Source organism: Tritonibacter litoralis (assembly GCF_009496005.1).
Lineage (GTDB): Bacteria > Pseudomonadota > Alphaproteobacteria > Rhodobacterales > Rhodobacteraceae > Epibacterium > Epibacterium litoralis.
The window spans coordinates 163,285-176,888 of the sequence record NZ_WIBF01000008.1; the positions used below are offsets into that span (position 1 = coordinate 163,285).

Here is a 13,604-nt window from a genome sequence, read left to right on the forward strand (position 1 = left end):
GGGCATTCCTTTGTGGCTGTAACGAATGTCTGCCTATGGAACCCAATCGGCTTTTTGGGACGGCACGGTGAACGACCCGTCCCCTAATTAGTGTTGGCAGCTACCGATCCGTATCATCTTTTGAATTCATCAAAGCGTCACCAATTCCGCAAGCTTTGCCGCCACATTTGTCATGTTATCTTCAGCAGTGCTTAAGCCGCTTCGTGAACCAAGCAAGGGACTCACTTCGCGTAGCTCTTCGTAAGTCGTCTCATGGACAATTGGGACAAGAAGATCGCGCGCCAGCAATGCCGAAAGCTCTTTATCGGCAATTCCTTCGGCCTGAAGGCGGCGCAAAAGTGCTGGGGTGACCAAAACGATGCCAACGCGCGATTTCACAAGCCCTTTGTCGATTTCACGAAGAAGGTTCGAACCAAGCAATACATCTTTCTCACTGAACCAAACTGAAACGCCAGCTGCTTCCAGGAAATCGTGTAGCTCTTTCGCCGGGCCTCCTCGGTCGTCCCATGCATGACAGAGAAAAACGTCACGAATGTCGGGGATAGATGCTCGCCTCTCGACGTTTTCTCGCACTGGAGTGAGTGTTCGCACTTCGACTGGTGTGTAAATCACCGTCGAGCCAGCCTTAGACCAACGCGGTTTTGTGCTTCCGCCAGATTTGGAACCGCTACCGCTACGTGAACTGCTGCTACCTCCCAATGAGGAATAGGATGGGCTGCGATACGGTGAATAAGAAAAAGAGGACCTGTAACCACGGGCACCACCTCGACAAGCAGGGCAATTTGCGGCCCCACTTGCCGTGCGATGACCGTTCACGGGTGCTGTACATTGTGCCATTGAATTTGCTCCTTTGTTCGGGGGCGCTGGAAAGGCGGGATAAATCGCGACGCGGTTCAGCCTTTCGGAGGATAGGGATCGTTGCCGTAGCTCCAGGCTTCGCGGAACTGTCCGTTCCGCCCCTGAATACGGAGCTCAGAGCCCTGGTTGCGGGCGATATCACGCCCATGGTCGATAGCTTCGCGCTGAGTGTCGAAGCTACGTGTAAGACGTTCGTTGCCTTCACCACGGACGCCCCATTTGTCGCCATTGCGAACGACATATTGGTTCTTAGACATTGCTGTCTCCATTTAACACGGCCCCACCATTGGTGACCGATATCGTATCATATGATCTTACGGAAGACTTTGTCAAGCTGACCGGCACGTGATAATATCATTGCATCTTACGACGCGCTCGCTTATGAGCTGCGCCGCTATGATTCAGGGAGAGAACCATGACATTTGCAGTCCGTCTGAACGAACTCCGAGTAAAAAAGAAAAAATCGCTGCAGGAAGTTGCAGACGCACTCGGAGTTTCCAAGACTCATATCTGGGAGCTTGAAAAAGGCCGAACGGACAACCCATCGCTTGAGTTGTTGACCAAGATTGCGGACTACTTCAAGGTGTCGATCCGGCATCTGGTTGGCGAAGATTTTGAGAACGAACAGAACGATGAAATGGCACGTATGTTCAGGCAGGTCGGCGATTTAGAAGAAAATGACCGGGCGATCATTGACGATATGATCCAGTCGCTTCGAAACCGCCGAAAGGGGGCAGATGGTACAAATTGACCGCATGGAAATTGATGATGCTGGGAGCGATCCGAAGAGGCTCGCGACGGCAATTCTGGATCAACTTCCAGACGATACGGTAATGGTGCCGGTCAGAGATATCGCGAAAGCCATAGATATCTACGAGATCCGCGAGGAACAGTTGAGCGGCCTTGAGGGAGCGCTCATTGTTCCCAAAGAGAAATCTGAAGGGGCGATCTTGATCAACAAAGATCGCCACGAAAGCCGAAAACGCTACACGATTGCCCATGAGCTTGGGCACTACGTACATCCGTTCCATCGAGCCAATAGCCCAGATGGCTTCCGCTGTAAGAAGAACGATCTGGCAATCACGAAGGCTAAGCCAAACGATCCACACTCGCGGATGGAACAGCAGGCCAACGAATTCGCTGCTGAACTGCTCATGCCAGCTCGAGCTGTCGCGTCCTTCGTTCGAGACACTGGCGAGGCTGATCTGTCCCACATTCTGGAACTGGCTCGACGCCATGACGTGAGCAGGGAGGCAGCAGCGAGACGCTATATTCCCCGGATTGGCGATCCTGCTGCCATAGTTTTTTCGAAAGGAGGCGTTATCCGGTATGCGCGGAACAACGAGTTCTTTCCCAAGTTATCCGTTTGCAGAGGAGGCCAGGTTCCGCACCAAAGTGTCTCCGCTCTTTCAAACGCCGAAATTGGAGAGATAACGGGTTGCATTGAGGTTGCAGCGCATACCTGGCTGCAAAAGTCAGCCGGAGTAACCTTGTTCGAGCAAACGCTGGCACAACAAAACGGTTTCCGAATGACATTGCTTACGGCTGAGATCGAAGAAGTCGAGGACGAATGGGTAGCCCCATCGTTCTGACACAGGGTCGCAACGCGTCCATGTTGCGCAGAAGCAGACAGTGTGCAGATTGCGGCGAAGGTCTCTCTCCCCTCATCGTTAAAGCACCTCCGGTCCTCTCGACGGTGTCGGAAGCTCTAAAGGTGCTGATTGTCTCGCTCCCAATCTGTTTGTTTCACAACGGCAGCGATCGCTGAAGAGAGTCCCACCAAACTTGCATTTTTGTTTTTGGGAGTAGTGACCAAGTCCTTTCCAGGCAACAAACAGAGGACAGGATAAATGCCCCAAGGAATCCAAACAACGATTGTCCGCGACGCCATCGCACGAGGGACCCTGCTATTTGAACAAAGGGAAGCTTCGCTTTGGTTCAAACTGGTTACCAAGGAATGCGCGGTGTGTGGGCCGCTGAACGTTCGGCAGGATTGGGCCGAATGTTCGCCAGGCGTGATGCCAGTTATCGACCGAGTGAGCTTGATGTCAGGCGACTGTATCTCAGCGGCCTTTCTTCATGAGCACCCCGAGCGCGCATCCTATTGGTATGATTTACTTCAAGAGAGACTTGCGCCTGAGAAGGTTTTCCAGTTTTGCGAACGGAGAGGCTGGTCTGTAACTTCCGTCAAATCAAAACCATTGGAGCTGGAAGAAATGGGTATGCTGGCCGCGGGATAATGAAACGGTGAGAGTGATGGCGCCGTGAATACTTATTCATCCGTAGGTTTTTCGGGACGCAACTGCACCGTTATGCCGCTTAGAAGCAAAGCGTCAGCAAACCTGCGTCTGGCGCATGGCAGGAGAAATCTGCAATCAGCGGTCGTCATCATTGGCCTCCAAGGATGGAGATCTGGCCATGGAACATGCGGTGTCGCTTCTGCCCGTCATCGGCATGTGATACAGATTTCACATGAGTGATGAGAGATTCAAGTTTTCAGACCGAGTGAAACAGAAAGCGTTTAGCCGTGCTCGAGATGAGGCCCGGCTCAATTCTGGGGACGTCACCTCATCAGAGCTGCGCAAATAGAATGCGTTCATCAAGGCCTCGGGATTTGCCAAGAAGAAGATCGGGTTCTCTCCTAAATGCCGACCCGAAAATGGCGACAAGTACTTTACGGACCGATCTGCTGAAATCAAACGAGTTTCAGGAGCGAAGCCAGGGGGGGCGGTGATGCAGATTGAGCGCTGGCTGGAAACCCGTCTTTGATGGGCTTGCGCTGCAGAGTAAAGATTTTGGTAACGTGCTTTTGGCGGCAGTCTTGGGCAAAGCCGAAACAACTATATCGAGCAAGGATGCGATCGCTGATCTGTGCCACGGATGCCTTGCAGGAGGTTAGAGAATGACAGGTTTCGAAATCGCATTCAGTGTCTGCGTGGCGTTCACTACTGCTGCTATTTTGCTATATTTGCGCGGCTTGGTCAGAACCTCTGGTCGCGACCCTATTGACGATCCAGAGCGTGCTAAGCGGTTTCTCGAAACCGCGCCATACCATCTGCTTGAAACCTCCAGCGGGGCTACTCGCCAACACTGACTGTGCTTGACGGAAAGAGCGGATCTGAGCGCAAACGAACCCGGCGCCGTTTGCAGGCAACATTTATGCGCAGTGGAGCGCGGGTAAACCCCGCATTCGTATCCAGCAAAGGTCCTTTACTCCACGACAAAAGCTTGGGGGGGTAAGATGATGCTGCCCAGCTGTCGTGGTGAGCTCACCTCGCGGCAAAGGAAAACCGCTGATTGTTACCAGGTTCACCGTTCAGCTCGAGCCATATGAAAACCGGTATTATGTCGACCCAGACCATCAGTCGTAACTAAGCAAATTAGCTTCAGGAATGCACGAATCAATGCGTTGATTCGGCACGACTTATTGGTTCACGCAGCGTTTCTATTAAAAGCCGCCGAAAGACCGGGATGGTAGGGTAAGGCGAGGGTATAGGGGAAAACCCCTATAAATCGCCCTGAAATTGGGGATTCAAACCATGTTCCGCCCCGAGTCAAATTTATTGTTTGTTGATTGGTTTTGTAGGGTGCATACCCGCGCCCGAAACAAGAAGGGGCAACCTCAAGACGCTACAATCTCAACAAAAAAACGCGCGAACTGCGCCAACAGTCCACGCGTCTTTAGGAACTGCCAAAGGCGACTCGCAATGTAAAGACTGTGTGCCACCAAACACACGCAGCCTCAAGTTCCTTTGGCAGAAGACAACACGACACAACTGACACCGCTTTTAGCTATGCGGTGAACAGTGGCGTCATGCCAAATGAGGCTACATTGATCACTTTTACAGAAACGGGTGGGCTGAAGAGACCGGCGCCATCTATTGCGGAGCGAAAGCCTGCACGGTCTTCCAGAGGTCATTCCTCAGGATCTATGACGGTATTGAACGACGACGGATACCGGGTCCTATATTACGAATCTAAATTGGAACGGTGTTGCGCCACAATCATGGATGCAAGCCCGGCAATTCTGCGGATTCATGAGCAGGTCGCCTTTGGCTGGCTCGACAGGGGAGCCGCGCGAACTCACTACTTTGACTTTGTGGTTACCAAAAAAAGTGGGGGGCGTGCAGCTCTTATTGTTAAACCGGAGAAGCGAGCCCACAAACCGGCTTTTCTGAAAGAAGTCAGAGAGATTTCTGAGCAGGCTGTTCAAATTGGTGTGGTTGAAGAGGTCTTTGTCTACACAGATGAGAGCTTCTCAGATGTTCAGCTAAGAAATGCGGAGCTGATCCGGAGCGTTCGCGAGGTTGATATTGAAGCCGATAGGGTGGTGGCTGACTTAATCAAAGGGCTCCAAGGGAATGTCAGGATCCAAGAGTTGGTGGCTGCTTCGCGTCTTGAGGCCAGGGGGTTTCGCGCTGTCGTGCGGCAGATTGGAACCGGATCTTTGGAGTATGACGAGGGGGTATCCATTTCACGTAGTCTGGAAGTCGCGAAGAGCAGGGAATGCAACACATGACATTCGCTTCACCTGCTGCATTCATTGGCGCATTTGATCGAGTTTCGATCGGAAATGTGCGATATCGCGTCCATCAGGCTGTCGTCGACGGGTTTGTTCTTCAAGAGATCGAAGGGAACAAGCTTTCACAGAAATTCACACATGCTGAGATTCACGCCAGAGCAAAAGTCGGTGATGTAAAGGTTGAACAACACTTCTTTGCTCCACACATCCAAGCGAAATTGAAAGCCAACCAGGACTTTGATTTGGGGCTCTTGAGCAAAGAGCATTTGGAATTTGTTTCCAATAAGTTGGCTGTTGTTCAAGCCGTTCGCGTGTTGCGAAGCCGGGGAAAGGTTAGCCTTTCTCATAGGTCTTTGAAGTCAGCCTTGCCAGAAATCATGATGTTGGCTGATGAGCTGCGAGAGGAAAAACGCAAGAAAAGAAAATATGCTGGAGGGAAGAGGACGAGTCTTGAAAAACCGTGTTCAAAAACCGTTTGGAACTGGTACACGGCCTACAGGGACTTTGGGGTTGCTGGCCTTGTTGATAAACGGTCAAGGTCGGGTCAGCGAGGTAGCCGCCTACACCCTGAAGTGAACAAACTTATGTTAGAGTGCGTTGGCGCGTACAAAAATCCAGACCGGCCTACAAAAGAGCAAGTGATTCAAGACACGCAAGATGCGGTCATGGCTGCCAACGAAAAGCGGGCTTTGGATGGTCTTGCACCTCTAAAAATTCCATCGCGAAACACTATCATGCGGCGAATTAACAGCATACCTCCCTTTGAGGCTGCCGTCTGTCGACATGGTCGTGCACAAGCCATTTCCGAATTCTATCCCGTCGGCAGGGGGCTCGTCCGCAGTAGGCCCCTTGAGCGATTGGAGATGGACGATTGGACTGTGGATTTGTTCACCATCGCAAAGCAGATGGGCATTTTCCCGCTATTGCCACCAGAGTTGCAGGAGGCCATTGCACTTGATGGAAAGAAGAGCAGATGGCACCTTTGCGTTGCTATCTGCGGCACCACCAGATGCATCCTCGGAATGACTCTTTCAAGCTCACCGGCGACACAGGCCGCTCTTGAGTGCCTCCATATGGTCGTACGTGAAAAGGAACAGTGGGCTGATGCCGTTGGCGCAACTTCTCCATGGGAAATGGGTGGATTGCCAGAGCTCTTAGTAACGGATGCTGGATCCCAATTTGACAATGCGCGCATTGAAGTAGCCGTTCATGACCTTGGCATAACGGCAGATATCCCGCCGCAAGGCCTTCCACAGTTGCGAGCAACGATTGAACGTTTGTTTGAGACAATCGGAAGCAACCTGTTGCCAAGATTGTCAGGGCGGTCATTTTCAAATGTGATGCAGCGGGGCGATTATCCGTCAGAAGAACGTGCCGTTTTGTCCGTGCATGATTTTTCTCGGATTTTGGTGCGGTGGGTTGTTGATGTTTATCACAACACTCCACACGCAGGGTTGTCTGGAGAGACACCACTGGAGTGCTGGAAACGTCTATCCGAGGAATATGGTGTTCGCCCAATGCCAGACCGGCGAAGCCGCCGTATCGCTTTCGGTGTCACTAAGAAACGCGAGCTTTCAAAAAAGGGAGTTCAGGTATTGGGGGTCCACTACAACAGTGATCGCTTGATGCAATACATGCGTAACGAAACCAATCGCACGCTCAATGTGCAATGGTTGGCCGAAGACATCGGTGAGGTAGAGGTGCAGCTGGGGGCTGACTGGTATTCGGTCCCTGCGGTTCTACCGGGGTTCAAAGGCGTAAAAGCGAGCAACTGGCTTGCCGCTTGCGAGAGGATCAGGAAAGGAAACCCGCAGGCGAGGAAGGTATCCGAAGAAGCGATTTCCACGGCGCTCAAGGAAATCAAACATTGGAATACTGCTGCGGGTGAAAAAGCTGGGATCGTAAATGAAGGATGGACCAGCGACTTGATCGAGAAGTTGGAGGAAAATTCTTTCCTCGGATTCCAAGTCGGAGATCCAAGTTCCTCGACTTCAGAACATGGTTTGTTGGGAGCGCGAGTAGAGGTTCCTGACGGCCCAAAGTTGGAGGGGAACGAATCCACCCGTCCAGTCCTGCCTACCAGCAACGAGGATTGGAAATTCTAAATGTCACACGACCAACTCGGTACAGTTTCGGATGATGTGGCGGAAGCTATCGACATGCTCGCCCGCACTCATGTGGAAACACCAAGAATTAGGCAGTTGTCGACCGCGTTTCAGCGACTATTCCGTGCTGATACTGGTATTGGCGATCGGCTGAAACCGCGCCGTTTCAGCGATGGTCTGGAAACCCATGGGATTGCTATTATTGGCGCTTCAGGGAGTGGCAAGACTGAACTGCTTCACCACTATTTCAAGAGTCATCCTTCGCTTCAGGCCGCTCCTGGTGAAAAGTGGTCGCGCTACTTGCATGTTACGGTTCCAAGCCCGGCAACGTTGAAGAGCCTTGGCTTTGAGTGCCTTAAGTTGCTTCATTATCCGAATGTTTCTGATCGTAGCGAGAAGTGGAAGATATGGGACCTCGTTAAGTTTCGGTTGAGCAAAGCCGAGATCCAAGTTTTGTGGATCGACGAGGCACATGACCTCTACAAACCGCAGGAACGGGAAGATCTGTTGAATACCCTGAAATCGCTGATGCAGGGTGAGAAGGCCGTTGTTGTGGTATTGTCCGGAACTGAGAAACTGTCGGATATCCTGAAAGAAGACAGGCAGGTTGGAAGGCGTTTTGCGAAAATCTATCTGCCTGAGGTGACCTTGGCTACCGATGGTGAGCAGTTGGCGAGGCTGACCACAGCCTATGCTCAACGAGTGGGCTTGGAGGCCAGCCCATCGGAGGAGTTGATACAGCGACTTATACATGCCGCCAGGAATCAATTTGGGCTTTCGGTTGAAATCGTAATCGGGGCCATCGAGTGGGCTCTCCTCGCGGGAAAAGGCACACTGAATGTCCAGGATTTCGCTGAGTATTGGGCTGCGCAGGAAGGATGCAAGCCGGACAAGAACGTATTCCTTGTGCGAAATTGGGCCGAAATCGAATTGGATGAACGCGCCGGGGAAGCGCCTGTTCGGAAGAGGAGCAGGCGAAAGTGACTGGCGTTCTTTATCCGCTACTTCCTCTAAAGGAGCAGGAAACCGCGTCGTCTTGGGTTTGTCGTCTTGCAGACTTTCACACTGGTGGTCCGTTGTTGTCCTTCCTGAATGACCAAGCTTTGTCCGCAAAAGATGTTAGCTTGGGTAAGAGAGATAACATGCTGAGATTGTCAGATGTGACCGGCGTCGCATTTGAGGAACTTGTTTCGAGGCAACCAGAACAAGTGGCGAAAAGGCGATATCGCTTTCGCAACGAAGAGTTTTCTACAGAGTTCATGGTTGGGATGCGAACAGCGTTTTGCGCTGCTTGTATACTTGAAAATGATGTGTCCGGTTCTCACCGCCGAGTGGGCATCTGGCCATGGCTTTTCGCCTCTGTTCGGACCTGTGAGAAACATACTTCAGCTCTACAATACGTTTCGGTCAAACACTGGGCGGGGAAATTACGAAACCTTCACGAAGTTGCCCCGGAGGGACAGGCATTATTCCAACTTGCGGACAGTGCGCGCCAGCGTAGTTGCTCTCCGCTGCAGCGATATCTGCTGAATCGGCTCGAAGGTGGGAGCGGACCGGATTGGATGGATAATCAGAGCTTGGAGCAGGCGTGCTGGGCCACAAAAATGCTGGGGGTTTTGGACGGATGGGGGACAAAACCTGATTTGAACGAATTTGACGATCATGATTGGGATCAAGCTGAGCGGCTTGGCTACGAAATTGCTCAAGCGGGCGAGCAGTCCATTCGAGATGTGTTTTCGGATGTTTTGCGAAGAGCAGCAATTCGTCGAGGCAAGGCTGGTCCGTCCGGCGTGTTCGGATTTCTCTACGAGAAGCTGCAATCGAAAAAGCTCAATAGAGATCCGGGCCCTATTCGGAGTGTTCTACGCGAGTTCATCTTGGACGAGATGGTGGTAAGTGTGGGTTTCAATTTGCTTGGAGAAGAAGTTCAAAAGACCCGTCGCCATCATGCGCACTCCTTGGCGGTCAAATACAAGCTGCATCCTAAGACCGTTCACCGGGCGTTGGTTGCTCAAGGCCTGATTTCTTCACACGATCTGGACCACATGTCAGGTCTGGAAACCTTTGACGCTGCCGAAGGCGAAGAAATGGCGCGATCCATTTGCCGAGCTATTCCTGTGTCGAAGTTGGCCAAATACATGAATGCGACGCGACCGCAGGTGGATATTTGTCTGAAGGAGGGATTTCTTCAAAGTTTGGCCGGAGCTGAGATGAAGGTTGCTCAGGTTTTGGAAGGCGTTGACGCTGAAAAAGTTGATTGCTTCCTTGCTCGGTTGTCAAACGAGGCGCGTATAGTAGGCGTGCCAGCGCGCGGGCTTGCAAACATTCCACAGGCGGCGCAGGAGGCAAAACGATATTCCGGTGACATCTTGAGGCTTTTGCTTGAAGGGAAGCTCACAAGGGTAGAACAGAAACAGGGAACGAAAGGCTACCTTGCGATTTTGGTGTGCCCAAAAGAAGTAAGGAAGTTGCTGCCGCGAGATACCTCGCATTTACCCTTGTGCAAGGCGGAGGCAGCAGCGTTGCTGGGCGTCAATTTGGTGGCTCTTGATGCTTTGTTGGGATTGAAAGGCGGTGTTCCGCTTCTCCGATGGGTCAAAGACACTTTACCAGGGCCTATCAAAGTCAGAATTGAAAATGAGGAAGTGGAGCGGTTTCTAACAACCCATATCACTCTTGGTGAGTTACAGAAACGTTCTGGATTGCATCAGCAGACGATGCGCAAGCTGTTGCGCCAGAAGTGTATCGAGCCCCTCTATGATCCAAAGAAGATTAGAGTGTACCTCTACGACAGGGGCGAGGCGTTGGCTGCGATCCAGTAAACTGCCCAAGCTAATGACAGAGCCGCGCGTAAGCGCGGCTTTTTTTGTGCTTGGCGACAGCTTAGTTGCAATGTTCTGTTGGTAATAATTGCAAAATAGCCAAGAGTTCTTACTGATCTATTTTCGGTAAGTATCTGATTTTATGGGGTTTAGGTGTTGGGCTGTTGCAAAGTGTTGTGGGCATTCACAGTTCCTTGTGGAACGACACATAAGGTGACACTTATTGACGCCGACTTGCCATTTCTCGGCGTCAAACTTGCAATTTTAGTAGCAGCCTGAGGGATTCGCCATCAACTCATAGTGAAACAGGAAGAAATCGGTCGTTTGCTACGGATGCGAAATTTGGCAAGCCGCCATGCGTAGCAGATTACCCCACTCGATTTATTGATTTTGGGATTGAAAATCCTCGTGTCGGTGGTTCGATTCCGCCTCCGGGCACCATAATAACTGAAATCATTGGAAAATTTCACCCCTGAGGGGGCAGATGAGGGGGCAAATCACTCCTAGTTTATCCTCCATCAACCCAATTTCGCGCAATCAAAACCCAAAGCGTTTGCCTGCAGTCAGTCCGGCAGTTTTGGCAATCCGAGCTCTTCAAGGAACTTATTGTGACGTTGCCTAGCCTCTTTGGCGTTCGACGAAGACGCAACCAGCCGATCATGCACTTCGGCTAGGTCGATTTTCTTCTCTGGTTTAGCGGTGCTCACATATCTCGAGATATTAAGATTGTAGCCATTCTTTTCGATTTCATCCATCGACACCCGGCGCGCGTAGCGCTCGATCTTTTCGGGCCTATCTCGATAGGTCGTCAAAATCTCTTCTATGTCGTCAATGTTTTCATCTTGCCTTAGGTAGTTTTGCTTCTTGCCTTTGCCGTAGCGCTCGCTGGCATTGATAAACAGCACGTCATCTGGCTGCTTACATTTCTTGAGAACCAAGATGCATACAGGGATACCTGTTGAGTAGAACAGGTTTGAAGGGAGCCCTATGACAGTGTCGATATGCCCGTCTTCTAGTAGTTTGCGGCGAATGCCTTCTTCAGCACCGCTTCGGAATAGCACCCCATGCGGTAGGATGATCGCCATGGTTCCTTCGTCTTTCAGAAAATGAAATCCATGTAGAAGGAACGCAAAGTCCGCCGCCGATTTCGGGGCAAGGCCACCATAGCTCTTGAAGCGAAAGTCTTCCTTCAAAGCGTCCGTGTGATCCCAACGAAGGCTAAAGGGTGGGTTCGCTACTACGGCGTCGAATGACATTTTTTTCGCTGGATTAGCTTCGCTCAGCATGTCCCAATCGTTCTTGAGTGTGTCTCCGTGGAAAATCTCGAACTCGCTGTCGCTCATACCATGTAGCAACATGTTCATCCGCGCGAGGTTGTAAGTCGTAATGTTGCTCTCTTGACCGTAAATTTTGCCAATACCCCGGTCGCCCATCTTACTGCGAACATTAAGCAGCAACGAACCTGACCCACAGGCCATGTCCAAGACGCTGGCAAGGTAACTCTTCTTTCCTGAAGCTGGATTCTGACTGTCCAACGAGACGATGCCAGAGAGGATGTCAGACACTGACTGAGGGGTGTAGAATTCACCGGCCTTCTTACCTGACCCAGCAGCGAACTCACCGATCAGATATTCGTACGCATCGCCAATCGTGTCCTGATCCCGGGAGAAATCTGGCATAGCCTCAGCGATCTTTCCCACAATGGCGCAAAGCTTATTATTGCGTGCATTGTAGTCTTTTCCCAGCTTTTCGGAACTCAGGTTGATCTCAGAGAAGAGGCCTTGAAAGACGCTCTCGAAGCTCTCTTCCTCGATATGCTTGAAGCTCTGTTGGAGCGTATCGAGTAGGTCGCCGTCCTGTGTCCGCGCAAGTTCGGCAATGCTGTCCCAGAGGTACGCAGGCTTGATGACGTAGTGCATGCGACGACGCATGACGCTTTCAAACTCGTCTGCATCCTCTTGGTTTTGGTTGTACCAAATCTGAAGCGGGATCGTCTTGCGTTTTCCCTTGTCAGTCTCTTCGGTTGGAACTGGGTAATCGGAGCCCAACTCGTCCTGAACTGCTTTGACATAGTTGTCGGACAGGTACTTCAGAAAGAGGAACGACAGCATATAGTCCCTGAAGTCATCCGCGTTCATTTGACCACGCAATTGGTTTGCGATGGCCCAGAGTACTTTGCCGAGTTCCTTTTGCTGCTCTTCGGTCATGCTTCGGCCTCCTCGGGCTTCAATACTTCAGGTAGTGCGAACTCGTATCGCGCAAGAAACTTGGTCAAAAGGTCCCGGAACAGGTCTTTGTTGTCTTCGCCCATCTGCCGAGGGTCGTAAATTGAGTATCTACCGTGGCTCATGAGTTGAACGGCCCGCTCGTAGAGAGCTTCGTTCTCTATGCCCTGAATACACGTTTGGAATTTGTCTTGCCCAAAGAACACGGCGGTCTTCTCCATGATGCTTCGGAGGACGTTGAAGTGATAGGTGTAGATATCGCCGGTTGCGACCGCTTGTTTGAGTTCGGCAAGCTGGGCGACGTGGTTGAAGAAGGGGGTATCGTCAGTCCATCTCAGTGTGTACGTCGTAGCGTCTTGAGACCGGTGGTAGAAGTACGTCTTCCGCTTGAGTTTTCGGTTCTTGATCTCATTCCAGAATACGTTGTGAAACAGAGTGTGGTGAGTTGAAACCACTGCACCGATTTTGTCTTTGCCTCGCTCCACCAACTGAGCGAGGTCAACTGCAACGGCTATTGCGTTGTTGTCGTCCAAGGACGAAACGGGATCATCAATATAGACGTTCTTTACCCAATCGTAGGAAGCGTGCCCGTCGATTGCCAATTCGTAGATTGCCAAGAACATACACCAAACGAAGATATTCTCTTCGCCGCGAGAGACCTTGATGTTGTCGTTTTCATCTTTGCTGAAAACGACCTTCCATTCGTCATAGTCAATGCGGAAATCGAAATTAGCGTACTTCTCAAGGAAGGAAAAAATCTTTTCTTCCAAAGCCAGCTCTTTGAAGCCTTCAAAAAAAGCTGAATCAGAGTTGATCCTAAGGTAGCGGTTCGCGTCCTCATCTAGGTCGTTGTCCCACCAAAACAGATCCTCAGTAAAGGCGTTAAAGTACAACGTGCTTCGACCATGTTTGCGTTTGGCGTCTTCTTTGAACTCCATAGAAAGGCGCGTTTTCCCAGTCCCATTGTGCGCAAACAAGAGCACGCAATCGTGATTATTGAGATCATCAGAAATCCGTACCACAACATCTCTGATGCTGTTCAGTTGATAGATTTTTGCTCCCTCGACCATGA

At 51.2% G+C, this 13,604-nt stretch carries 11 protein-coding genes; 7 read left to right on the forward strand and 4 right to left on the reverse strand.

Features of this window, described 5'->3' with window-relative positions:
- Positions 1–129 precede the first annotated feature (129 nt).
- Both GFB49_RS13650 and GFB49_RS13655 read right to left on the reverse strand, forming a co-directional pair.
- Positions 130–612, reverse strand: a complete 483-nt coding sequence (locus GFB49_RS13650; protein WP_343032578.1) for a toll/interleukin-1 receptor domain-containing protein — start codon at positions 610–612, stop codon at positions 130–132.
- Between the two features lie 281 nt (positions 613–893).
- Positions 894–1,115 carry a DUF2188 domain-containing protein gene (locus GFB49_RS13655; RefSeq protein WP_102856492.1) on the reverse strand — a complete coding sequence of 74 codons (222 nt, stop codon included), beginning with the start codon at positions 1,113–1,115 and terminating at the stop codon, positions 894–896.
- Between the two features lie 158 nt (positions 1,116–1,273).
- On the opposite strand from GFB49_RS13655, the gene GFB49_RS13660 reads away from it, so the two are divergent.
- The 7 genes from GFB49_RS13660 (at position 1,274) to GFB49_RS13695 (ending at position 10,307) form a co-directional block, all read left to right on the forward strand.
- Complete coding sequence (locus GFB49_RS13660) at positions 1,274–1,609, forward strand: helix-turn-helix domain-containing protein (RefSeq protein WP_153216443.1); 336 nt, start codon at positions 1,274–1,276, stop codon at positions 1,607–1,609.
- The gene (locus GFB49_RS13665; protein WP_153216444.1) at positions 1,596–2,450 is read left to right on the forward strand and encodes an ImmA/IrrE family metallo-endopeptidase; all 855 of its coding nucleotides are present in this window, start codon (positions 1,596–1,598) and stop codon (positions 2,448–2,450) included. Before GFB49_RS13660 ends, GFB49_RS13665 begins: the two co-directional genes overlap by 14 nt.
- Positions 2,451–2,708: 258 nt before the next feature.
- Positions 2,709–3,098 carry a hypothetical protein gene (locus GFB49_RS13670; protein ID WP_153216445.1) on the forward strand — a complete coding sequence of 130 codons (390 nt, stop codon included), beginning with the start codon at positions 2,709–2,711 and terminating at the stop codon, positions 3,096–3,098.
- Positions 3,099–4,789: 1,691 nt separating this feature from the next.
- The gene (locus GFB49_RS13680; protein WP_194269346.1) at positions 4,790–5,377 is read left to right on the forward strand and encodes a PDDEXK family nuclease; all 588 of its coding nucleotides are present in this window, start codon (positions 4,790–4,792) and stop codon (positions 5,375–5,377) included.
- Positions 5,374–7,485: a DDE-type integrase/transposase/recombinase gene (locus GFB49_RS13685; protein WP_194269347.1), complete on the forward strand. Its 2,112-nt coding sequence runs from the start codon at positions 5,374–5,376 to the stop codon at positions 7,483–7,485. Before GFB49_RS13680 ends, GFB49_RS13685 begins: the two co-directional genes overlap by 4 nt.
- Positions 7,486–8,469, forward strand: a complete 984-nt coding sequence (locus tag GFB49_RS13690) for a TniB family NTP-binding protein (RefSeq protein ID WP_153216449.1) — start codon at positions 7,486–7,488, stop codon at positions 8,467–8,469. It begins immediately after the preceding gene.
- Positions 8,466–10,307, forward strand: a complete 1,842-nt coding sequence (locus GFB49_RS13695; RefSeq protein ID WP_153216450.1) for a TniQ family protein — start codon at positions 8,466–8,468, stop codon at positions 10,305–10,307. The genes GFB49_RS13690 and GFB49_RS13695 overlap by 4 nt, the downstream gene beginning before the upstream one ends.
- Before the next feature lie 563 nt (positions 10,308–10,870).
- Here the strand turns inward: GFB49_RS13695 and GFB49_RS13700 are convergent.
- Positions 10,871–12,514: a type I restriction-modification system subunit M gene (locus GFB49_RS13700; RefSeq protein WP_153216451.1), complete on the reverse strand. Its 1,644-nt coding sequence runs from the start codon at positions 12,512–12,514 to the stop codon at positions 10,871–10,873.
- On the reverse strand, positions 12,511–13,602 hold the full coding sequence (locus GFB49_RS13705; RefSeq protein WP_153216452.1) for an AAA family ATPase: 1,092 nt from the start codon (positions 13,600–13,602) through the stop codon (positions 12,511–12,513). Before GFB49_RS13705 ends, GFB49_RS13700 begins: the two co-directional genes overlap by 4 nt.
- Between the last annotated feature and the right edge of the window lie 2 nt (positions 13,603–13,604).

Coding starts and splice junctions, on each gene's coding strand:
- GFB49_RS13670 (WP_153216445.1), top strand. CDS start 2,709: ATGCCCCAAGGAATCCAAACAACGATTGTCCGCGACGCCATCGCACGA.
- GFB49_RS13700 (WP_153216451.1), bottom strand. CDS start 12,514: ATGACCGAAGAGCAGCAAAAGGAACTCGGCAAAGTACTCTGGGCCATC.
- GFB49_RS13655 (WP_102856492.1), bottom strand. CDS start 1,115: ATGTCTAAGAACCAATATGTCGTTCGCAATGGCGACAAATGGGGCGTC.
- GFB49_RS13690 (WP_153216449.1), top strand. CDS start 7,486: ATGTCACACGACCAACTCGGTACAGTTTCGGATGATGTGGCGGAAGCT.
- GFB49_RS13665 (WP_153216444.1), top strand. CDS start 1,596: ATGGTACAAATTGACCGCATGGAAATTGATGATGCTGGGAGCGATCCG.
- GFB49_RS13660 (WP_153216443.1), top strand. CDS start 1,274: ATGACATTTGCAGTCCGTCTGAACGAACTCCGAGTAAAAAAGAAAAAA.
- GFB49_RS13685 (WP_194269347.1), top strand. CDS start 5,374: ATGACATTCGCTTCACCTGCTGCATTCATTGGCGCATTTGATCGAGTT.
- GFB49_RS13705 (WP_153216452.1), bottom strand. CDS start 13,602: ATGGTCGAGGGAGCAAAAATCTATCAACTGAACAGCATCAGAGATGTT.
- GFB49_RS13680 (WP_194269346.1), top strand. CDS start 4,790: ATGACGGTATTGAACGACGACGGATACCGGGTCCTATATTACGAATCT.